Consider the following 19,959-nt stretch of genomic DNA (forward strand, 5'->3'; position numbering starts at 1 on the left):
GGGAGCCATGACGTTCCTCGGCCGACGGCTAAGGTTCGGCCTTTCGACCCTCCTGGGTCCAAAGCCCCTGGGGTTCTTTATTCCTTACCGATACGCGGCAAGCGTCACGCCGACCGACTATCCGGCCTTGCGCCCGGTCTTCGAGGCGGCGCGCCCGAGCTTCGCCGATCTTCTCGATACCATCGAAAGCCATGCGGACGACCTCCGACGCATCCTGAAGGGGAGGGGGCCGGCACGGTTCGACCAGGATTGGTTTCCGCGGCTCGATGCTGCGGCCGCCTATGCCCTCGTGCGGCGGGAAAAGCCTCGCCGGATCGTCGAGATCGGCTCGGGCCACTCGACGCGGTTCATGGCCCGAGCGGTGCAGGACGGAGGCCTTGCCACACGCATCATCTGCATCGATCCGTCCCCGCGAGCAGCCCTTGCCCAACTCGACGTCGAGCATCGGCCCATTCTCCTGGAAGAGGCCGATCCTGCCGTGTTCGATGCGCTCCGGGAGGGCGACATCCTCTTCATCGACTCGAGCCATATCGCGATGCCCGGCACCGATGTGGATCGCCTGCTGCTGAACGTTCTGCCGCGCCTCGCTCCCGGCACCCTGATCCACATCCACGACATCACCCTTCCCGATGCCTATCCGGAAGTGTGGTCATGGCGCTCGTACAACGAGCAGATTCCCGTCGGCACGCTGCTTCAGGGCGGGGCCTATGAACTCGTCTTCGCGAGCCACTTCGTCGTCAAGGAGGTTCTGCCGACAATGAAGGGCGGCATCCTGGCCGACCTGCCACTCGGCCCGGGCGCTCACGAGACGAGCCTGTGGCTGCGAAAGCGGGAGAGGTGATCGGCCGTTAGCCTGAGACGATGGTCTTCTCAGGAGACGGTGGACGGTCTCTGCCCCGGCTCCGGCACGAGGATGCCCGCATCCGCATATTCGTTCAGCTTGTTGCGCAGGGTGCGGATCGAGATTCCGAGGAGCTTGGCCGCATGGGTCCTGTTGCCGAGGCAGTGATCCAGCGTGTCGATGATGAGGTGACGCTCCACCTCGGCCACCGTCCGGCCGACGAGCAGATGCCTCGGAGGAGCGGCCGCCGGCCCCTGCGGCGGGACGGAGGACTCCCGGAACTGTCCGTGTGGCGATGTCGACCGGCTCGAAGACGCGGAGGCTGAAGGCAATGCAGGACCTGTCTGGATAGGAATGCTTAGCAACAATTTCCCAATCTATGGTTAGGAATTGCTTAACGTGGCGGCAGGTCGGCGGATAAACGAAAAAGGCGCCGCCCTTTCGGCAGCGCCTGCGATGGAGATCACTGCGAAAGGGTTACTGGCGGTATTGCTGGATGCGCGTGGTGCGGAGTCCGGCGAGGCCGTGCTGGTCGATGGACAGCTGCCAGCTCAGGAATTCCTCCGTGGTCAGCGTATAGCGCTGGCAGGCTTCCTCTAGGCTCAGCAGACCGCCGCGAACGGCGGCAACGACTTCGGCCTTGCGGCGGATGACCCATCGACGTGTGGACGATGGAGGAAGGTCGGCAATCGTCAGGGGACTGCCGTCAGGCCCAATGACATACTTGACCCTTGGGCGGTGGGGTTCGGTCATGATACGCTCACACAAAAATTCAACGACCTCGTTAGGCTCGAAGCTACGCCACGGCGCTTAATGTTTTCCTAAACGCCGCAGGGCCCGTTCCGAGGGTGCCCAGATTTAGCCATAATAGTTAAAGCCCTCTTATTGGCCGCCGCGCTCTGGAACATTGAAACGGCAATCGCTATACAAGGATTTTGGCCCCTCCCGTGCGCCGCCTTGAACGGCGCCTCTGGATGGAACGATGCTCAACTCACTCGGACTTCCCAAGGAGCCGTCCCAGACTCGCGTCGTGGTCGCGATGTCGGGCGGCGTCGACTCTTCCGTCGTGGCGGCGCTTCTCAAGCGCGAAGGCTACGACGTGCTCGGCATAACGCTGCAGCTCTACGACCACGGCGCTGCCGTGCACCGCAAAGGCGCCTGCTGCGCCGGGCAGGACATCTACGATGCCCGCCGCGTTGCGGAGATGATCGGCATTCCCCATTACGTGCTCGATTACGAAGAGCGCTTCCGCGCGGCCGTGATCGACCGCTTCACGCAGAGCTATCTGGCGGGTGAAACCCCGATCCCCTGCGTGGAGTGCAACCGCTCCATCAAGTTCCGGGACCTCCTGGACACCGCCAAGGAGCTCGGAGCGGACATCCTCGCCACGGGCCACTACGTGGCGAGCCGTGCCCTGCCGGACGGACGCCGTGCCCTTCACCGTGCCGCCGACCCGGATCGGGACCAGAGCTACTTCCTCTATGCCACGACGCCCGAGCAGCTGAGCCTCCTCCGGTTCCCGCTCGGCGAACTGCCGAAGGACGAGACGCGGGCGCTGGCCCGGGAGTTCGGTCTCATGGTGGCCGAGAAGGCCGACAGCCAGGACATCTGCTTCGTCACGCAGGGGCGCTACAGCGACGTCATCGAGCGTCTGAAGCCCGGAGCCGTCCAGGGCGGCGAGATCGTCCACGTGGACGGCCGGGTCCTGGGGCGTCACGAGGGCATCATCCATTACACGGTCGGGCAGCGGAAGGGGCTGGGCCTCTCCGTCGGCGAGCCGCTCTACGTGGTCCGGCTGGACGCCAAGGAGGCGCGGGTCGTGGTCGGGCCGCGGGAGGCACTCGCAACCCGCCTGATCCGCATCGGCGACGTGAACTGGCTGGGCGACGAGCCGCTCGAGAGCCTGGGGGAGGGGGGCATGGAGGTGGCCGTGCGCGTCCGCTCCACCAGGGAGCCCCGTCCGGCGATCCTTCGGTTCTCGGGAACCGGCGCTACTGTCGAGCTGTTGTCGGCGGAAGATGGGGTGTCTCCCGGTCAAGCTTGTGTCATCTATGAGAGCGATGCTCCTCGGGCACGGGTGCTTGGCGGGGGCACCATCGCTCGCACCGCAGCCGAAGCCGCGCCCGCCGCGGCCTGAGGCGCTCATCTAGGGAAACTCTATGACGGATGGACCGACCACGGCCCTGATGCGCAAGGCTTATGCGCGTTGGGCCCCGATCTACGACCTTGTCTACGACAAGCTGACCGAGCCGGCCGCCCGCGCCGCCGTCAACGCCGCGGTCGCCTGCGGCCCTAAGGTCCTGGAGGCCGGGGTCGGAACGGGGCTGTCGCTCGGCTATTATCCGAGCCACGCGGAGGTCTATGGGGTCGATTTGTCCGAGGACATGCTGCGCCGTGCTCAGGCGAAGGTCGACAAGCGGGGCCTTACCCACGTGAAGAGCCTGCAGGTGATGGATGTCACCCGCCTCGGTTTCCCGGATGCGATGTTCGATGCCGTCACGGCCCAGTTCATCATCACGCTCGTGCCCGAACCGGAAACGGCCCTGTCGGAATTCGCGCGAGTGCTGAAGCCCGGCGGCGAAATCGTTCTTGCCAACCACTTCGGCCAGCCTTCCGGTCCCGTCGCCGCCATGGAGGAACTGGCCTCGCCCGTGGTCAAAGCCATCGGCTGGAGTTCTGCCTTCAAGGCCTCCCGCGTCGAGGCGTGGGCGCGGGAGACGGGCTTCATGGATGTGGTCGAACTGAAGCCTCTCTTTCCTGCCGGCTTTTTCAAGCTGATGCGCATCAGGAAGCGCGCCTAAAGACCGCGGAAGACGTGACTCCCGCGGCTTCCGCCCTATTTTCAGGGTAGGAATCGATCAATATTCAGCGAAAGTCAGCTCCAATGCGCATCTTCATGTTCGCGTCCCAGGCCAAGGACGATCTTCATGCCTTCGCGGGTGACGAGGCCGGAAGCAAGCTTCCTGCCAAGTATGGCCCATGGGGATTGACCGGTGCGCTCCAGTCCCGGGAAGCGCCGCCGCACAAGTTCTCGCGCCGTGTCATCGAGCAGGCGATCTCGGCCGAGGGATTCCAGCTCTGGCGCACCAAGCCCAAGGGCTGATCCTCCAGGAAGCGGGGCTCTTGCCTCGCTTCCCCTCCTCGTTCGCGGCTGCAGGAGCGGGCGAGGACGCGCAGGCGAGAAAAGATGAACTTGGCCGCGGGTCTTCCTTGACAGGGGGCATCAACCTTCCCTATATCGCCCTGGCCTGACGCGGGGTTCGCCCCGCCATCTGGGGCGGAGTAGCTCAGTTGGTCAGAGCAGAGGAATCATAATCCTTGTGTCGGGGGTTCAAATCCCTCCTCCGCTACCATCCCATCCGGAAAATTCGAAAAGCTTCGGTCAGCCTCTCCTGAGAGGCTTCCGGTTGTCATTCGTGAGCATGGCGGCTTTGCAGGCCGATGCCACGGCCCAGCGCTCAAGCAAGGGGCCTGAGACGGTCGGCCCATGCCGGCGGAGCGGCGTTCCCGGAGCAGCGCGATCCCTGGGCAGACAGGACCTCACGTGCTCCGGTTCGGTCGAGCAGAGCGACTGACTTACAGCACCTCGAGAACCTTCTGCGGCGCAGGAGCAGCCTGGCCGGCATAGCGGCGGATCATGGTGGCGCAGAACTCGGCGAACTCCTCCTTCACCTGGGGAGCGCTCGTATGGTGCGGCGCGATCCCGCGATGCTCAGGCGTAAAGCAGAAGGTCACCGTGACATCGAAATCGGCAAGCGCCTCCATCTGACGGTCGAACCAGTCGAGGGCATTGGGGCGGAAGCTGTCCGCCCAGGACAGGCCCGTACGCAGATGCTTCACGCCGAGGCGCTTCATCCATGCGACGGCGTCGTCCAGACGATGATCCTCGAAATGGAACCACTGGCAGAGCCCCATCTCGGAGGCATGTTTCGCATACTCTTCGAGAGCAGGTTTCGGGGACCCGTCCTCGCGGAGGAGCCCCATGTAGAAATGGCGGTAATAGGATGAGCCTTCCGCCTCGCGGTGCCGGGTCGTCGCGCCCCAGGCGCGAGGGAGATCGTAGAGGCTGTACCAGTGAATCCGAGGCACCTCGCCGATCAGAAGCTCCGCGGTGCGTTTCAGACCCCAGACCTGCACCTCCTCGGCTCCGAAGGTCGAGATTCCGACCTCCGTCACCCAGATCGGCTTGTCCGTCACGGCGCGAATCTCGTCGATCTTGGACGGCCATTCGTGGATCTGCCAGAGGTTCCAGTCCAGGGGAAAGCCATGGACGGCCACGACGTCGATATGGTCGAGAACGCCACGGTTCGACAGATTCTGGATGAACGCGGGATCAATCGGCGAGATGCCGCCGAGAACCCGTGGCAGGGTCGGGTTCTCGGCCTTGATGGCTTGGCCCGCGGCAATGGCCATCTCGGCAAAGAGCCCCCATTCCGGATCGATTTCCGGATCCCAGTGGGATTTATTGTTGGGCTCGTTCCAGATCATTGCGGCTTCAATCATGGCGTGCTCCCTTTGGCCGGGTAGACCGCTCCTGCCCCATGTGGAGCATCGACGCGGCGACAGATGTAAACTTCAGTCTCAGGATGCTGCACGATCTCGAAGCCGGCGCTGCGGAGCATCGCCTCCACGCAGGCTGCGTTCGGCGCCCACCAGTTGGTCGGATCGTCCGCATAACGATGCTCGATGAAGTGCATCTTCGGATACCTGGGATCGTCGAAATGCTCGGTCTCCCAGAAGGTATAGTTCTCCTCGACCGGAAAGGACTCCGCCGAACCGCGCTGCATCGACTGGAAGACGAGCATGTCCTTCGCCACATGCTCGTGGATGAGATCGAGTGCGAGGAGCGGATGGCGCAGATGATAGAGAACCCCCATGAAGAGCACGATGTCGAAGCGCTCTCCGAGCGAGCCGAGGTCGTAGACCGACAGCTTGCGAAACTCGATGTCGTGCCCGGTCTGCTGCGCAGCGAACCGTGCCTGGGCAAGATAGGTGTCGTCGAAGTCCACGCCGAGCACCCGGCTTGCTCCGCGTTTCTTCATCTCGATGGAGTAGAAGCCGCCGTTGCAGCCGATATCGAGAACGGACTTTCCTGTCAGGTCCTGCGGGACGGCGTCGGCGAAGCGCTGCCACTTCACAGCCGGATAGTTGCCGAGGAAGTGGTTCGGCGCAGTCCAGACACCGCCAAGTTCGATGTTGTGAAACCACGGACCCAGCGCCTCGGCTCGCCGGCGGATCTCATCGATGGAAGTTGGATCGATCGCGTTCATGGCAGAACTCTATTCTCTCGTTTCGTCATGGAGGGCGTGATGGAGGGGGCAGAAGGCTGCTCCTGCACCGCGAAGTCCGGCACATCCTGCATTTCTGTCGGGACGGCTCAGGGGCAGGGGCACGAGGAGGGCATAGGGAATGCTGGCATGAGACATCATGCGGCCACCACCTCGTTGAGGCGCAACACCTTCGCGCCCCAATCCGCGACGGTGACGGTGCTGATCGACGCCGGATCGATGTCGAAGCGGCCGTATGCGTCGATCGGCATCCCGAGATAATAGAGCAGCGCCGCCTTGATCACGTCGCAATGGCTCACGAGCACGACCGGACGGCCTGAATAGGTCTTGCGCATCTGCTCCATGGCGCCGACGATCCGGGCCTGAACCTCAAGCATCGTCTCGCCATCGGGAGGCCGCGTGACGCTGCGGGCGCTGTTCCACTGCTTCCAGAGGGGAACATGGGTCAGTTCGTCGAAGCTCATACCCGACCATCCGCCGAATTCGATCTCGACGATGGGCTCGCAGATTTCGAGCGGACGGCCGATGCGGGCTGCGATGGGTTCAGCCGTCTCCCTCGCTCGTTCAAGGGGACTCGTCAGGACCGCGGCGACGCTCTCGTTTGCGAGACGTTCCGAAAGACGTTCGGCCTGAGCCTTGCCGACGGAGCCGAGAGAAACTCCCGGCATGCGTCCGCAGAGAACCGTTCCCACTCTGTCATGGGCGGCATGCCGCACGAGGAAGAAGGTGGTGGTCACGCCTGCATCTCCGCGGCGTCACTCATCGTCGCCATTGATGAACCGAATGGTCCTCTCGCGGGCCTCGCTGTCGGTGAACTGCTGCGGCGGCGATTTCATGAAATAGCTGGAAGGCCCGGTGAGGGCGCCGCCGATCTTGCGGTCCATCGCCAGCTTGGCGCAGCGCACGGCATCGATGACGATGCCCGCCGAGTTCGGCGAGTCCCAGACTTCGAGCTTGAGTTCGACGTTGAGCGGAACTCCGCCGAACGTGGTACCTTCCATGCGGATGTAGGCCCACTTGCGATCGGTGAGCCACGGCACGTGGTCGCTCGGGCCAACGTGAATGTCGCCGGCGGGCAGCGGGATGTCGAGCTGACTCGAGACGGCCTGCGTCTTCGAGATCTTCTTCGATTCCAGCCGCTCACGCTCGAGCATGTTCTGGAAATCGGTGTTGCCGCCGAAATTGAGCTGATAGGTCCGATCGAGGCGAACGCCGCGCTCGCGGAAGAGATTGGCCAGGACGCGATGAACGATGGTGGCGCCGACCTGGCTCTTGATGTCGTCGCCCACGATCGGAAGACCCCTCTCCTCGAAGCGCCTCCGCCATTCGGGATCGGACGCGATGAACACAGGAATGCAGTTCACGAAGGCGCAGCCGGCCTCCAGCGCGCGCTCTGCATACCATTCCGTGGCCTTCTGCGAGCCCACCGGCAGGTAGGACACCAGGACATCCGTTCCCGACTGGCGGAGAACTTCAGTCACATCCGCTTCTTCTTCCTCGGATTCGGCAATCTCATCCCGCAGGTACTTGCCCAGGCCATCGAGCGTCTTGCCCCGGCGAACGATGATCCCGCTTTGGGGGACGGCAGCGAAGCGTTGGGTATTGTTCGGCTCCGCAAAAATCGCATCCGCCACGTCGCGGCCCACCTTGGAGGCATTCACGTCGAAGGCAGCCGATACCTCAACGTCGCTGATGTGATAGCCACCGAGCTCTATGTTCATGAGCCCCGGAATCGGTTCGTTTCCTTTGGCGTCTCGATAGTAGGAGAGCCCCTGCACGAAGGAGGATGCGCAGTTGCCGACGCCGACGATCCCGACACGGACCTTTCCTGAACTCATGGCGGCTTTCCCCTTGTTGGCGGACGGATGCTGGTACTCCTTCAGGCTGGCACAGCCGCAGGCAGTCAGCATCGGGCCCGGCTCCTAGTCCCCAAGCTTAGCCGTCAACGCCGCAACGGCGCAGGTTGTTCCGTCGGGGCCCCCGCGATGAGACTCTTGTCTTTGCCCCGGGCTGCTCAAACTACCCTTCCAGCAGGAACAAAGAAGATGCTTTGGCGTTTGTTTAGCGAAAGGCCAAGCTTGGGCCGGAATCCGTATGGGTCGATCGAGGATGGCTGGTGCTCGCTGTGAAGTCGAGTCTGCATCCGAGAGTATCGACAGCTCATGTGGCTGCCCGGTCGAAGGCGAGGCCTCATTCCCAGTTACCTACCCTCCGACCCCTGGTTCGGAAACCAATCTGGAGTGACCCGTGGCAGATACGATCCTCATTACCGGCGGTGCGGGCTTCATCGGCCGTTATGTCGCGCGGGCCTGCTTGGAGCGAGGGCATCGGGTGCGCGTCCTCGACAGCCTTATCGAGCAGGTGCATGGCGACAGGACGCAGGCCGACGGGCTCGATCCCGAGGTTGAGGTCGTCGTCGGCGACGTTCGTGACGAGACCGCGATCCTGCGCGCGCTCAAGGGTGTGACCAAGGTGGTCCACCTCGCGGCCGAGGTCGGCGTGGGCCAAAGCATGTACGCGGTCGACCGCTATGTCTCGGTGAACGATTACGGCACGGCGGTCTTGTTCCAGCAGCTCATCGACAACCCTGTCAAACGGGTGGTCGTCGCGTCTTCCATGAGCATCTACGGCGAGGGGCTCTACAAGGACGCCGACGGGCGGCTGATGGAAGATGTCGTTCGCGTGCCGCGAGCCAGCGAGAATGCCTCCTGGGATCCGCTCGACGCGCAGGGACGCCCTCTCATTCCGGTTCCCACTCCCGAGTGGAAGCGCCCGGCTCTGGCGTCGGTCTATGCTCTGTCCAAGTACGTGCAGGAGCGCCTGACGCTGACCCTTGCTCCCGCCTATGGCATGGAAGGCGTGGCGCTCAGGCTCTGGAACGTCTACGGGCCCGGACAGGCGCTCTCCAATCCTTATACAGGTGTTCTCGCCATCTTCTCCTCGCGGCTCCACAACGGTCAGCCGCCCATGATCTTCGAGGATGGGCAGCAGCGCCGTGACTTCGTGCATGTCGAGGACGTGGCTCAGGCCTTCCTTCTTGCGCTTGAGCACGAGAAGGCGCCGGGGGGCGTGTTCAATGTCGGCAGCGGCCAGGACCGGACGGTGTGCGAGGTCGCGGAGCTTCTCGGCAAGGCCATGAACCGGCCGATCGAGCCCGAGATCGCCGGCAAGGCCCGCATCGGCGACATTCGCCACTGCATTGCCGATATCAGCAAGATTCAGCAGGAATTGGGCTATGCCCCCCGCCGTGACTTTTCGGCGGGTCTGGCGGAGCTGGCCGAATGGGTTGCGAAGCAGGAGGCCAAGGATCTCGTTCAGGAGGCCCGCAAGGAACTCGAGTCCCGGGGACTCGTCGCATGAGGCAGGACGATCATCCCAGCGCGCCGGCTATTCTGCGCCGCCGCCCGATCCTTGTGACTGGCGGCGCCGGTTTCATCGGATCGAACCTGGCTGACCGCTTCGCGCGCGAAGGCCACGATGTGCTCGTCTACGACGCGCTCGCCCGGCCGGGCGTCGATGCGAACCTGGAGTGGCTCAAGAAGCGTCATCCCGGCAGGATCTCCGCCGTCGTCGCGGACATCCGGGATGAGGCGACGCTTGCCGATGCCGCCCAGGAGGCGCAGGCCGTCTTTCACATGGCCGCTCAGGTGGCGGTCACGACGAGCCTCGTCGATCCGCGTGAGGATTTCGAAATCAACGTCCGCGGAACGTTGAACCTCCTCGATGCGCTCCGTCGGCGCAGCGAACCGGTCCCGCTCGTCTTTGCCTCTACCAACAAGGTCTATGGCGACCTTGCCGATGTCGAACTGGACAAGACGAACGACTCCTATGTGCCGCGCGATCCAGCGATCAGAAATGCCGGCATCGGGGAAGGGCGCCCCCTCGATTTCCACACACCCTATGGCTGCTCCAAGGGCGCGGCCGATCAGTACGTTCTCGACTATGCTCGGTCCTTCGGGGTGCCGACCTGCGTTCTGCGCATGAGCTGCATCTATGGCCAGCGGCAGATGGGCACCGAGGACCAGGGCTGGGTGGCGCATTTCCTGATCCGGGCCTTGAGGGGAGAGCCGATCTCCATCTACGGCGACGGTTGCCAGGTGCGGGACGTCCTCGACATCTCGGATGCCGTCGAGGCTTATGTTTCCGCATGGAGAAACATCGATGCCGTCCAGGGTCGGGCATTCAATCTGGGCGGAGGGCCGGCGAACGCGATCAGCCTCAGACAGCTTCTGTGCCACATCGAGGATCTGCTGGGGCACCCTGTCGAGACGACCTATTCCGACTGGCGTGCGGGTGACCAGCGCTACTACGTCTCCGACACGCGTCTCCTGACCCGCGAGCTCGGGTTGAATGCCCCAACACCTTGGCGCAAAGGCGTTGCCGCCCTTGCCCAGTGGCTGCAGGAGGAAAGGGGACACGGGAAGGCCGGGCAATCCAGTTTCCGCCGCCATGCCGCGGAGGCCTTGTCATGAGATGCGCCTCAAGCTGGACGAGCCCGCTCGCTCAAGCGCAGGAGCAGGTGGCGTGCGGCACGACCAGCAGACAGACAGGCGACCGTCGCTCCCCGGCGGCCAGATGCTCCGGCATTTTCTTCCGTGACCGTGCATTCACACCGAATGGTCTGGAGGCCGCGTGTCTGCAGATTTGAACACTGGCTCAGATCTGCGGGTATTCATGACGGCCGATGCCGTTGGCGGCGTCTGGCAGTATGCCCTCGATCTGGCCGATGGCCTGCGCGCCCATCAGGTGGAAGTCACGCTCGCAGTGCTTGGTCCTGCGCCATCGGAGGATCAGCAGGCGATGGCTGAGGCCGTCGGCGTCAAGCTGATCCTGACGGGACTTCCTCTCGATTGGACCGCCACCCGCCGTAGCGAGGTCGAGGAGGCCGCGAGGATTGCCGCCCGCATCGCCGCGCAGGCTGCCCCGGATCTGATCCACCTCAACAGTCCGGCCTTGGCTGGAGGAGCGGATTTTCCCGCTCCCGTCGTGGCGGTCTGCCATTCCTGCGTCGCCACGTGGTGGCAGGCGGTTCGCTCCGGACCTCTCCCAGACGAATTCACATGGCGCACGGAACTCGTTCGGCAGGGTTACCGTGCGGCAGACATGCTGATAGCTCCGACATTGGCTTTTGCCCGTTCGACAGCAGACATCTACGAGCTCGAGAGAGGGCCCGCCGTCGTACGGAACGGACGGCGTGGAGGGCTGGTCTGCGAGCCGGCATCCTCCGAGCCGGCCGCCTTCACCGCCGGGCGGCTTTGGGACGATGGCAAGAATATCGCCACCATCGATCGTGCTGCCGCGCGGTTGTCGATCCCGGTCTTGGCTGCAGGTCCGCTTGACGGGCCGAACGGCGCCCGCGTTCACGTCGAGCATGTCCGTACGCTGGGCAGGCTGGGCGACGAGGAAATCCGAACCCATCTCAGCAAAAGGCCGATCTTCGTTTCGGCCGCTCGCTATGAACCGTTCGGTCTTGCGGTGTTGGAGGCGGCACAGGCCGGCTGTGCGCTCGTCCTCTCCGACATTCCGACATTCCGCGAACTCTGGGACGGTGTAGCTGCCTTCGTTCCACCTGACGATGACGAGGCACTTGCGAACGCAGTCGAGCATTTCGCTTCACGCTCGGAGCTGCGCGTGCAGCAAGGTCTCGCGGCCCGGGAGCGGGCGAAGAGCTACAGCGTCGAAGCGATGAGCGCCGGCATCTTGGCCGCGTATCGCTCCCTGCTTCAGTCGAAGATCCGTAAATCCTCTCTCGAGGAAGCCGCTGCATGAAAATTGTCTACTTCACCCATTCGCTGGCCTCATGCTGGAATCATGGCAACGCACATTTCCTGCGAGGCGTCCTGCGGGAGCTTGCAAGCCGCGGCCATGAAGTAACGGCTTACGAGCCTGCAGGAGCCTGGAGCCTTGATAACCTCCTGAAGGATCATGGTGAAAAAGGGCTTTCCTCCTATCGCAGTCTTTACCCCGAGTTGTCGTCGAACACGTTCAATGAGGATATCGATCTCGATGAAGCCCTGGCCGGTGCGGATGTGGTCATCGTGCATGAATGGAACGATCCCTGGCTCGTCGCTGCGATTGGCAAGCTGCGCCGCGGGGGAGCGCCCTTCACACTGCTCTTCCACGACACCCACCACAGAGCCGTGAGCGATCCGAAGGCGATCAAGCAGTTCGATCTCGATGGCTATGACGGCGTTCTCGCCTTCGGCGAGACGCTTGCCGAAGTCTACCGTCGCTGGGGCTGGGGCAACCGGGTTTACGTCTGGCATGAGGCCGCCGATACGAAGCTCTTCCGCCCGCCCGCGGAGGAGAGCGATCGGAAAGGGCTCGTCTGGATCGGCAATTGGGGGGACGGCGAGCGCAGTGCTGAGCTGGAGAGTTTTCTCCTGCGGCCGGCGAGGACCGTTGCATTGCCGCTAGAGATCTATGGCGTCCGCTATCCGGAAGAAGCTCTCGCAATGCTCGACCGGTATGGCGTGGCCTATCGCGGCTGGCTGCCGAACGCCCGGGCTCCGGAGGTTTTCGCACGCCACTTGGCAACGGTTCATGTGCCCCGCCGGTTCTACGTCGACATGCTTCCCGGCATCCCGACCATCCGCGTCTTCGAGGCGCTGGCCTGCGGCATTCCACTCGTGTCTGCACCCTGGCAGGACAGCGAGGGGCTGTTCAGGCCCGGGACGGACTACCTGGTTGCCGAGAGTGAGGCGCAGATGGAGCGCCATTTGAGAGCCATCAACAGCGATCCCGATCTCCGGAAGTCCCTGGTGGAGAACGGTTTGGCCGCTATCCGCAACCGCCATTCCTGCGCCCACAGGGTCGATCAGCTTCTTGCCATCCTTGCCACATACGGTGCCGCCGCGCCGACGGAGATGTCCGCATGAAAATCGCGTTTTACGGGTCCAGCCTTCTGTCTTCCTACTGGAACGGGGCCGCCACTTACTACCGCGGCATGCTCAGCGATCTTGCGCGACGCGGATACAGCATCACCTTCTATGAGCCGGATGCCTTCGATCGCCAGAAGCATCGGGACATCGAGCCGCCGGAATGGGCCGAAGTGAAGGTCTATCCTGCAACCGAGGAGGCATTGCGTGCGGTCATCGCGGAGGCGGCCCGGGCCGATGTTGTCGTGAAGGCATCAGGTGTCGGAGTCTTCGACAATGAACTTCTGGAGGGCGTCGTCGCCGCTTCGCGGCCCGAGGCAGTCCGCATTTTCTGGGACGTCGATGCTCCCGCAACGCTCTCCGAGCTGAGGGAAAGTCCGGACCATCCGCTGCATCGCACCATGCCGGCGCTGGATCTCGTTCTCACCTATGGTGGAGGTCCGCCGGTCGTTGAAGCCTATGAGGGGTTCGGTGCACGGCGGTGCATGCCGATCTACAATGCGCTTGATCCTTCGACCCACCATCCTGTTCCGGCGGATGAGCGTTTCAAGGCGGATCTCTCCTTTCTCGGCAATCGTCTCCCGGACCGTGAAGCGCGTGTGGAGCACTTCTTCCTGGAGCCGGCCGCCCGTCTGCCGAATCGCAGCTTCCTCATTGGCGGCAACGGGTGGGAAACGAAGGGAATGCCGGCCAATGTGCGCCACATCGGCCACGTCTACACGCGTGACCACAACGCGTTCAATACAAGCCCGCTGGCCGTTCTCAATATCGCCCGTGATTCCATGGCGACCACAGGCTTTTCCCCCGCGACCCGCGTATTCGAGGCTGCAGGCGCAGGGGCATGCCTGATTACCGATGCCTGGGTCGGCCTAGAGCTCTTTCTCAAAGAAGGCGAGGAGGTTCTCGTCGCGCGTGACGGCAAAGACGTCGCCGACCATGTCGAGGCTCTGACACCGGCACGCGCCAAAGCCATCGGCGATGCGGCGCGAGAGCGCATCTTGAAGGAACACACCTACGCGCGCCGTGGCGCCGAGGTCGACGCCATCCTGCGCCAGCAGGCTTCACAGAAGCAGGAAAGGAGCGTTGCGTGACGAGGCTCCAGGTTGTCGTCATTGGGCTGAGTCTCTCTTCCTCCTGGGGAAATGGCCATGCCACCACGTTTCGGGCGCTGCTAAAGGCTTTCGCCGCACGTGGCCATGAGGTGCTCTTCCTCGAGAGGGACGTCCCCTGGTATGCGGCCCATCGTGACCTCTCGAACCCGGACTTCTGTCAGCTGGAATTCTATACCAGCCTGGCCGATCTCGCTCGCTACAAGGACAAAGTCGCGAATGCCGATGCTGTCATCGTGGGCTCCTATGTGCCGGAAGGCGTCGCTGTCGGCGAATGGGTTCAGAACGCAGCAAAAGGCGTGACGGCCTTCTACGACATCGACACACCGGTCACGCTCGCGAAACTGGAGCGTGGAGACTATGAGTATCTCGCGCCGAAGCTGATCCCTGGTTACGACGTCTACTTCTCGTTCACAGGCGGCCCGACGCTGGATCTCCTCATGGATCACTACGGCTCACCGGCAGCGCGGGCGCTATATTGCTCCGTCGACCCTGAGGTCTACCCCGTATTGAGCCGGGAGAAACGTTGGGACCTCAGCTATCTTGGGACATACAGCCCGGATCGGCAGCCGACACTGGAGCGTCTTCTGGTCGAGACGGCGCGGCGTGTGCCACATATGCGCTTCGTCGTGGCCGGTCCTCAATACCCGGAAGACATTCAATGGCCGGAAAACGTCGAGCGGATAGACCACGTCCCCCCGAGCGATCATCCTGCCTTCTATGCCGCAAGCCGCTTCACTTTGAACGTGACACGCGCGGATATGATCCGCGCAGGCTTCAGTCCGAGCGTACGCCTGTTCGAAGCTGCCGCCTGCGCGACCCCGATCATCTCGGACGTATGGGCGGGTCTCGACACTCTTCTTCTGCCAGGACGGGAGATCATTCTCGCTGAAAGGGCGGATGACGTCATCGAGGCCCTTTGCGGGTGGTCTGATGCCAAGCGCGCGGCGCTTGGAGCCGCCGCTCAAGCAAGAATCCTGGCGGAGCATACCGCAGGTCACCGCGCTCTCTCGATGGAGGGCGGTCTTCTCGAGGCTCTGCATCGCAGAAGCCATGAGCACAGGCCCGTCCTGCAAGCCGCATCCGGAATCTGAGAATAGATTCTATGGATAAGGTTGAACAAATGCCAAGCTTTTGGGTTGGAGCAACAAAGGCTTAAGTCTTCAGTATCGCGTTGTGATCTAGTAAGGAGACGTCTTCATGAAGAACGGCAAAAGCAAGCTCGTCCTTGTCACGGGTGGAGCCGGATTTCTCGGGTCCCACTTGTGCGATGCCCTTCTCAGTGAAGGCGCTCACGTGGTTGCCGTCGATAACTTTCTCACAGGGCGTAAGCAGAATCTCCGTCATCTTGAGCGAGAGCCCCGCTTCGATCTGATCGATAGCGACATCATCAGGCCCCTGCCTGCCCGACTGCGCTCGAAGCGGACGAAGTTCGATCAGATCTTCAATCTGGCGTGCGCAGCGTCACCCCCTCACTACCAAGCCGATCCAGAGCACACGATGCTGACCAGCGTCGTCGGCACTCACAATCTCCTTACCTTTGCCGAGGCAACGGGAGCGCGCTTCTTCCTCGCATCCACAAGCGAGATTTACGGGGATCCCGAAGTCCACCCCCAAACGGAGAGCTATTGGGGCAACGTGAATCCGACCGGCCCGCGGGCCTGCTACGACGAAGGAAAGCGAGCAGCGGAGACGCTGACTTTCGACTTCGAGCGGTCTGGCCGAGCAGAGGTGCGTGTGGCGCGTATTTTCAACACGTACGGTCCCAGGATGCGCGCGGATGATGGTCGCGTCGTCTCCAACGTCATCTGCCAAGCCCTCGCGGGCGACGACATCACCGTCTATGGGGATGGAAGCCAGACCAGGTCGTTCTGCTACGTGTCGGACCTGATCGACGGGTTCATGCGCCTTATGGCCTATGACGGCGTTCTGCCCGGCCCGGTCAATCTCGGCAATCCGGTTGAGCTCACTGTCGGAGATCTGGCAAACCGTGTCCTGTCGATGACCGGCTCTTCCTCCAGGATCGTCAGGCGGCCGTTGCCGGTGGACGATCCCCGTCGCCGCCGTCCTGATATTACCCGTGCAAGACAACTCCTGGGCTGGAACCCGGCGACGCCTCTCGAAAGCGGCCTTAAAGCCACCATCGCCTGGTTCTCCGAGGAGCAGAAGAGCGAGAGCAAATTCACCCGTACTCCCGCGGCGCTCGACGGTGCAATTCCGCTCAGCTAGTGGAGCAGAGCCGCGCGGTCGCATCGGTTCTTGAAAAGAACAGGGATGATTCCTGTGGAACTCCGGATTGGAGAGCTCACATGAATCATCCCTCTATCGGCTGCTCCTTCGTCACGGCTTGACTTGGATTTTATCCTTTTTTGCCGCTACCTCACATGAGGTATTCTCTATAGGAGACAGATCCTCCGCCCGTCCGACCATATGGTCATCCGTCAGTTGCGAATCGACGGTAACAGGTCTGACGGATCGCGAAACGTCGGTTCGTATCGATGCCGTTCAGCCTCAATAATCCTTTCAGTGCAGACAGATAGCAGACATAGGCTTTAACGAGGATCCTTATACGCCTCGTCGGCCGCCATTGAAATGTCGATACATACGAATGGGTGAGCGAGCCACATCTCGTCGCCGGAGCTCAGCCTCCCGCCGGCTCCCCGCGCATTGACCGTCCTGAGTCCCCATGAGAGCTTTTCAGCAGAAAACCCAGCAGATACTCACGGCATTTTTTGCCAGTGCTTGTTCCGTTGAAGGAAAGCCATGTGTGGCATTGCCGGATTCCTCTTCTCGTCTCGGTCGCAGATAAATGATCCGGCTCATGTCCTTCAGAGGATGACAACCAGCCTTGTCAGCCGTGGTCCCGATGACGAGGGGCACTGGCTGGATGTTGCGGCCGGCGTTGCCTTGGGCCATCGGCGCCTCAGCATCATCGACCTGTCCCCGGCAGGCCATCAGCCAATGGCATCCGCGAGCGGGCGCTATGTGCTCACCTTCAACGGAGAGATCTACAACCATCTTGAGATCAGAGAAGAACTGCGTCGAGCCGGCTTCGCAGATTCCGCGGGAGGTGCTTGGAGAGGAACCTCGGATACGGAGAGCCTTCTTGCCGCGATCGAGGCCTGGGGGATCAGAGGAGCGCTCCATCGTTGCGTCGGGATGTTCGCCTTGGCCCTCTGGGACAAGGCTGACCGCTCGCTGACGTTGGCAAGAGACCGGCTTGGCGAGAAGCCTCTCTATTATGGGCACTGGGGCGGGATGTTCGTATTCGCCTCAGAGCTCAAGGCCCTCCATGCAATCCCCGGCTTCTCTCCTTCCACCGATCACGCTGCCGTGTGGCACTATTTCTGTCAGAAGGCGGTGCCTGCACCGTTATCGATCTATGAGGGCATCAGAAAGCTTGGGCCAGGGCAGGTTCTGACCCTGCCTGCCGCCGAGAATCCCACCTTCGGCAATGTCAGGCTGGACGACTACTGGTCTCTCCAGGATGCGCTGCGGGCGGAGCCATTCCGCGGTTCGGCTGAGGATGCCGTGGATGAGTTGAGGCGGCTCATGCTCCAGTCCATCGCATCCCAGATGGTAGCCGATGTGCCAGTCGGAGCTTTCCTGTCGGGGGGCATCGACTCGAGCACGGTTGTCGCTTTGATGCAGTCGGTTTCGGATCGCAAGGTGCAGACCTATTCCATCGGCTTCGAAGAGGCGGGTTTCAACGAAGCGGCTCATGCGGCGCAGGTGGCGAACCACCTTGGAACGCAGCATAAGGAGCTGACTGTCACAGCGGGGGATGCCCTCGCGATGATTCCCAAGCTGGCGGATATATGGGACGAGCCCTTTGCCGACAGCTCCCAGATCCCGACAGCCCTATTGACGGCACTCGCACGTCGTGAGGTCACCGTCGCCTTGAGCGGAGACGGGGGCGACGAGTTGTTCTGCGGCTATAAGCGTCAGCTTACTGCCTCGGCTATCGAGCGGCTTCCGGCCAAGGCCTTGCTGAGCACCCTCCTGCTGGCATTCGGATCGTCGGCCGCTCAGAATGTGCTTCGATCCCTTCCCGTCGGGCAATTGCCGAAGTCGGTTGCGAACCGCCTCAGGATTCTCTCGGAGACACTGGCCTTCGACGACCCTGCTCAGCGCTACATGGCACTAGCATTCCAGCCGGATCAGTGGACGCTCGTTCTCAGCGACCGAAGAGAAGGATACATGAGCGCGGCGGCACCTTCTCTCTCGGCCGGACGAGACATGTTGTCCCTCGCCTCTGCCTTCGACACGCTGACTTACCTCCCCACCGACATCCTTGCGAAGGTCGACAGAGCCGCCATGGCGGTCGGCCTGGAGACAAGAGTGCCGCTGCTCGACCACAGGATCGTCGAATTCGCCTTCTCTCTGCCCTCGTCCTACAAAGTCCGTGGTGGTCGAACCAAATGGCCCCTTCGTCGGATCCTGGAGGGCCATGTTCCGACCGAACTGACGGACAGGCCCAAAATGGGTTTCAGCGTGCCCATTGGCGAGTGGCTCAAGGGCCCTCTCCGGTCCTGGGCCGGGGATCTGCTCTTCGCCAAACAGCATAAGGATGAGTTCCTGAACACGAGGATGGTGGAGAATATCTGGCGGGATCATCAGGCGGGAAGATGGAACTACGAAGATCACCTGTGGCGTGTGCTGATGTTCCGTGCATGGCAGACGCGCTATGAGTGAAAGAAAGGTCAAAGTTCTGGTCTTTATCCCCGCTCTCGTGCCCGGGGGGGCAGAGCGGGTCACTGCGACGCTGCTGCGAAACCTGTCTCGGAGCAGGTTTGATGTTTCCCTTGCAGTGGTGAACCAGCAAAATTCCGTCTTTGCCGACGAGTTGCCAGCCGACATCCCCGTCACGGACCTGAAGGCACCGCGGTTGCGCTACGCGTTGCACAGGATCGTCCGCCATATTTGGCAGGTCAGGCCGGACGTGGTCTTCTCGACAATCGACTACTTCAATGTCGCTTTGGGGAGTACCCGGCACTTCTGGCCACGCCATACACGCTTCATTGCCCGGCCGACCATTCTCTTCAGTGCGGCACTGGAGCGAAACCGCCAGCCCATTCTATGGCGCATGCTTTCCAGGATCGCTCTCTTCAATACCGACCTGATGATCTTTCAGTCCCCGGAAATGGAGCAGGACTACCGGAAATCTCTGAACTGGTTCGGCGGAGCCGCCGCAGTCATTCCCAACCCTCTTGATTTCGCCTTCGTCCGGGAGCGGGCGGCCAGTGGATCAGATGAGCCGAACTATGACCCGAGCATCTTCAATCTCGTCGCTGCAGGAAGACTTGAAGACCAAAAGGGCTTCGATTCAGCCATAGAAGCGATAGCGCTCGCCAGGAACAAGGATCTCCACCTTACGATCCTGGGTGAAGGATCGTTGCGGCAGTCGCTGGAGGATCAAGCTCGGAGGATGGGCGTTGAAGAGCGGGTGCGCCTGATTGGGTACCGGCACAACCCGTATCCCTATTATGCACAAGCCGACGGATTTCTCCTGTCATCGCGCTTCGAGGGATTTCCCAACGTTGTCTTGGAGGCGCTCTCCTGCGGGACGCCCGTCGTAGCGACACCTGTCGCGGGACTGGCTCCCATTCTGGAGAACATTCCTCAGTGCGAGATCACTGCAGATCATACACCTTCCTCCATTGCGGAGGCGATCGACAAATTCCGCAGCCGAGCACATCAGCGAGTGTCTGCGGATGTCGTCAGCCAATTCGATGTGCGGCAGGTCGTGCTGAAATACGAGGAACTATTTGATGCCCGGTCCTTCGCCTTGAGAGGTGTCGGTCGTGGGTGGAGTTTGGCACAATGACTTGCGTGAAGTCGCA

The 19,959-nt window shown here is 62.2% G+C and carries 18 protein-coding genes, 1 tRNA gene and 1 pseudogene; 14 read left to right on the forward strand and 6 right to left on the reverse strand.

Features of this window, described 5'->3' with window-relative positions:
* Positions 1-7: 7 nt before the first annotated feature.
* Entirely contained in the window at positions 8-841 is an 834-nt protein-coding gene (locus ACFOYU_RS08735) for a class I SAM-dependent methyltransferase (protein WP_377033232.1), read from the forward strand.
* Positions 842-870: 29 nt separating this feature from the next.
* Here the strand turns inward: ACFOYU_RS08735 and ACFOYU_RS08740 are convergent.
* A pseudogene (locus ACFOYU_RS08740) lies at positions 871-1,068 on the reverse strand (helix-turn-helix domain-containing protein); the annotation flags it as partial.
* 250 nt (positions 1,069-1,318) lie between these two features.
* Positions 1,319-1,594, reverse strand: a complete 276-nt coding sequence (locus ACFOYU_RS08745) for a DUF1153 domain-containing protein (protein ID WP_114187418.1) — start codon at positions 1,592-1,594, stop codon at positions 1,319-1,321.
* A gap of 229 nt (positions 1,595-1,823) precedes the next feature.
* Here ACFOYU_RS08745 and mnmA point away from each other — a divergent pair, with 229 nt between their 5' ends.
* From mnmA to ACFOYU_RS08765, 4 genes are all read left to right on the forward strand, one after another.
* Entirely contained in the window at positions 1,824-2,978 is a 1,155-nt protein-coding gene (mnmA, locus tag ACFOYU_RS08750; protein WP_377033233.1) for a tRNA 2-thiouridine(34) synthase MnmA, read from the forward strand.
* 22 nt (positions 2,979-3,000) lie between these two features.
* A complete protein-coding gene (locus ACFOYU_RS08755) occupies positions 3,001-3,642 on the forward strand; it encodes a class I SAM-dependent methyltransferase (RefSeq protein WP_226736620.1) in 642 nt (213 codons plus the stop codon).
* Positions 3,643-3,725: 83 nt separating this feature from the next.
* Positions 3,726-3,944, forward strand: a complete 219-nt coding sequence (locus ACFOYU_RS08760; protein WP_226736618.1) for a hypothetical protein — start codon at positions 3,726-3,728, stop codon at positions 3,942-3,944.
* Positions 3,945-4,117: 173 nt separating this feature from the next.
* Positions 4,118-4,194: transfer RNA gene (locus ACFOYU_RS08765), tRNA-Met, on the forward strand.
* Positions 4,195-4,417: 223 nt separating this feature from the next.
* Here the strand turns inward: ACFOYU_RS08765 and ACFOYU_RS08770 are convergent.
* From ACFOYU_RS08770 to ACFOYU_RS08785, 4 genes are all read right to left on the reverse strand, one after another.
* Positions 4,418-5,344, reverse strand: coding sequence for a glycosyl hydrolase (locus tag ACFOYU_RS08770; protein WP_226736588.1), 927 nt, complete (start codon positions 5,342-5,344; stop codon positions 4,418-4,420).
* Positions 5,341-6,111 carry a TIGR04290 family methyltransferase gene (locus tag ACFOYU_RS08775; RefSeq protein ID WP_226736586.1) on the reverse strand — a complete coding sequence of 257 codons (771 nt, stop codon included), beginning with the start codon at positions 6,109-6,111 and terminating at the stop codon, positions 5,341-5,343. Before ACFOYU_RS08775 ends, ACFOYU_RS08770 begins: the two co-directional genes overlap by 4 nt.
* 155 nt (positions 6,112-6,266) lie before the next feature.
* Positions 6,267-6,866 (reverse strand): histidine phosphatase family protein, encoded by a 600-nt coding sequence (locus ACFOYU_RS08780; RefSeq protein ID WP_377033234.1) that lies wholly within the window; start codon positions 6,864-6,866, stop codon positions 6,267-6,269.
* An 18-nt stretch (positions 6,867-6,884) separates the two neighbouring features.
* Positions 6,885-7,967 carry an inositol-3-phosphate synthase gene (locus ACFOYU_RS08785; RefSeq protein WP_377033342.1) on the reverse strand — a complete coding sequence of 361 codons (1,083 nt, stop codon included), beginning with the start codon at positions 7,965-7,967 and terminating at the stop codon, positions 6,885-6,887.
* Positions 7,968-8,376: 409 nt separating this feature from the next.
* Here ACFOYU_RS08785 and ACFOYU_RS08790 point away from each other — a divergent pair, with 409 nt between their 5' ends.
* The 9 genes from ACFOYU_RS08790 (at position 8,377) to ACFOYU_RS08830 (ending at position 19,943) form a co-directional block, all read left to right on the forward strand.
* Positions 8,377-9,489, forward strand: a complete 1,113-nt coding sequence (locus ACFOYU_RS08790; protein ID WP_377033235.1) for an NAD-dependent epimerase/dehydratase family protein — start codon at positions 8,377-8,379, stop codon at positions 9,487-9,489.
* A complete protein-coding gene (locus ACFOYU_RS08795; RefSeq protein ID WP_377033236.1) occupies positions 9,486-10,601 on the forward strand; it encodes an SDR family NAD(P)-dependent oxidoreductase in 1,116 nt (371 codons plus the stop codon). Before ACFOYU_RS08790 ends, ACFOYU_RS08795 begins: the two co-directional genes overlap by 4 nt.
* Before the next feature lie 202 nt (positions 10,602-10,803).
* A complete protein-coding gene (locus tag ACFOYU_RS08800) occupies positions 10,804-11,898 on the forward strand; it encodes a glycosyltransferase family 4 protein (protein WP_377033343.1) in 1,095 nt (364 codons plus the stop codon).
* Positions 11,895-13,007 carry a glycosyltransferase gene (locus ACFOYU_RS08805; RefSeq protein ID WP_377033237.1) on the forward strand — a complete coding sequence of 371 codons (1,113 nt, stop codon included), beginning with the start codon at positions 11,895-11,897 and terminating at the stop codon, positions 13,005-13,007. Before ACFOYU_RS08800 ends, ACFOYU_RS08805 begins: the two co-directional genes overlap by 4 nt.
* Positions 13,004-14,098 carry a glycosyltransferase gene (locus ACFOYU_RS08810; protein WP_377033238.1) on the forward strand — a complete coding sequence of 365 codons (1,095 nt, stop codon included), beginning with the start codon at positions 13,004-13,006 and terminating at the stop codon, positions 14,096-14,098. Before ACFOYU_RS08805 ends, ACFOYU_RS08810 begins: the two co-directional genes overlap by 4 nt.
* On the forward strand, positions 14,095-15,210 hold the full coding sequence (locus ACFOYU_RS08815; RefSeq protein WP_377033239.1) for a glycosyltransferase: 1,116 nt from the start codon (positions 14,095-14,097) through the stop codon (positions 15,208-15,210). The genes ACFOYU_RS08810 and ACFOYU_RS08815 overlap by 4 nt, the downstream gene beginning before the upstream one ends.
* 106 nt (positions 15,211-15,316) lie before the next feature.
* Complete coding sequence (locus ACFOYU_RS08820) at positions 15,317-16,345, forward strand: UDP-glucuronic acid decarboxylase family protein (protein ID WP_226736569.1); 1,029 nt, start codon at positions 15,317-15,319, stop codon at positions 16,343-16,345.
* Between the two features lie 534 nt (positions 16,346-16,879).
* Positions 16,880-18,811 carry an asparagine synthase (glutamine-hydrolyzing) gene (gene asnB / locus ACFOYU_RS08825; protein WP_377033240.1) on the forward strand — a complete coding sequence of 644 codons (1,932 nt, stop codon included), beginning with the start codon at positions 16,880-16,882 and terminating at the stop codon, positions 18,809-18,811.
* Positions 18,804-19,943 (forward strand): glycosyltransferase, encoded by a 1,140-nt coding sequence (locus tag ACFOYU_RS08830; RefSeq protein WP_377033241.1) that lies wholly within the window; start codon positions 18,804-18,806, stop codon positions 19,941-19,943. Before asnB ends, ACFOYU_RS08830 begins: the two co-directional genes overlap by 8 nt.
* Positions 19,944-19,959 lie beyond the last annotated feature (16 nt).

It is taken from the genome of Microvirga sp. GCM10011540 (assembly GCF_042650665.1).
In the GTDB taxonomy this organism is placed as follows: Bacteria; Pseudomonadota; Alphaproteobacteria; order Rhizobiales; family Beijerinckiaceae; genus Microvirga; species Microvirga lenta.

Excerpts from the sequence above, each read along its gene's own strand:
- ACFOYU_RS08735 (WP_377033232.1), top strand. The coding sequence starts at position 8 with ATGACGTTCCTCGGCCGACGGCTAAGGTTCGGCCTTTCGACCCTCCTG.
- ACFOYU_RS08745 (WP_114187418.1), bottom strand. The coding sequence starts at position 1,594 with ATGACCGAACCCCACCGCCCAAGGGTCAAGTATGTCATTGGGCCTGAC.
- mnmA (WP_377033233.1), top strand. The coding sequence starts at position 1,824 with ATGCTCAACTCACTCGGACTTCCCAAGGAGCCGTCCCAGACTCGCGTC.
- ACFOYU_RS08755 (WP_226736620.1), top strand. The coding sequence starts at position 3,001 with ATGACGGATGGACCGACCACGGCCCTGATGCGCAAGGCTTATGCGCGT.
- ACFOYU_RS08760 (WP_226736618.1), top strand. The coding sequence starts at position 3,726 with ATGCGCATCTTCATGTTCGCGTCCCAGGCCAAGGACGATCTTCATGCC.
- ACFOYU_RS08770 (WP_226736588.1), bottom strand. The coding sequence starts at position 5,344 with ATGATTGAAGCCGCAATGATCTGGAACGAGCCCAACAATAAATCCCAC.
- ACFOYU_RS08775 (WP_226736586.1), bottom strand. The coding sequence starts at position 6,111 with ATGAACGCGATCGATCCAACTTCCATCGATGAGATCCGCCGGCGAGCC.
- ACFOYU_RS08785 (WP_377033342.1), bottom strand. The coding sequence starts at position 7,967 with ATGAGTTCAGGAAAGGTCCGTGTCGGGATCGTCGGCGTCGGCAACTGC.
- ACFOYU_RS08795 (WP_377033236.1), top strand. The coding sequence starts at position 9,486 with ATGAGGCAGGACGATCATCCCAGCGCGCCGGCTATTCTGCGCCGCCGC.
- ACFOYU_RS08800 (WP_377033343.1), top strand. The coding sequence starts at position 10,804 with ATGACGGCCGATGCCGTTGGCGGCGTCTGGCAGTATGCCCTCGATCTG.
- ACFOYU_RS08805 (WP_377033237.1), top strand. The coding sequence starts at position 11,895 with ATGAAAATTGTCTACTTCACCCATTCGCTGGCCTCATGCTGGAATCAT.
- ACFOYU_RS08810 (WP_377033238.1), top strand. The coding sequence starts at position 13,004 with ATGAAAATCGCGTTTTACGGGTCCAGCCTTCTGTCTTCCTACTGGAAC.
- ACFOYU_RS08820 (WP_226736569.1), top strand. The coding sequence starts at position 15,317 with ATGAAGAACGGCAAAAGCAAGCTCGTCCTTGTCACGGGTGGAGCCGGA.
- asnB (WP_377033240.1), top strand. The coding sequence starts at position 16,880 with ATGTGTGGCATTGCCGGATTCCTCTTCTCGTCTCGGTCGCAGATAAAT.
- ACFOYU_RS08830 (WP_377033241.1), top strand. The coding sequence starts at position 18,804 with ATGAGTGAAAGAAAGGTCAAAGTTCTGGTCTTTATCCCCGCTCTCGTG.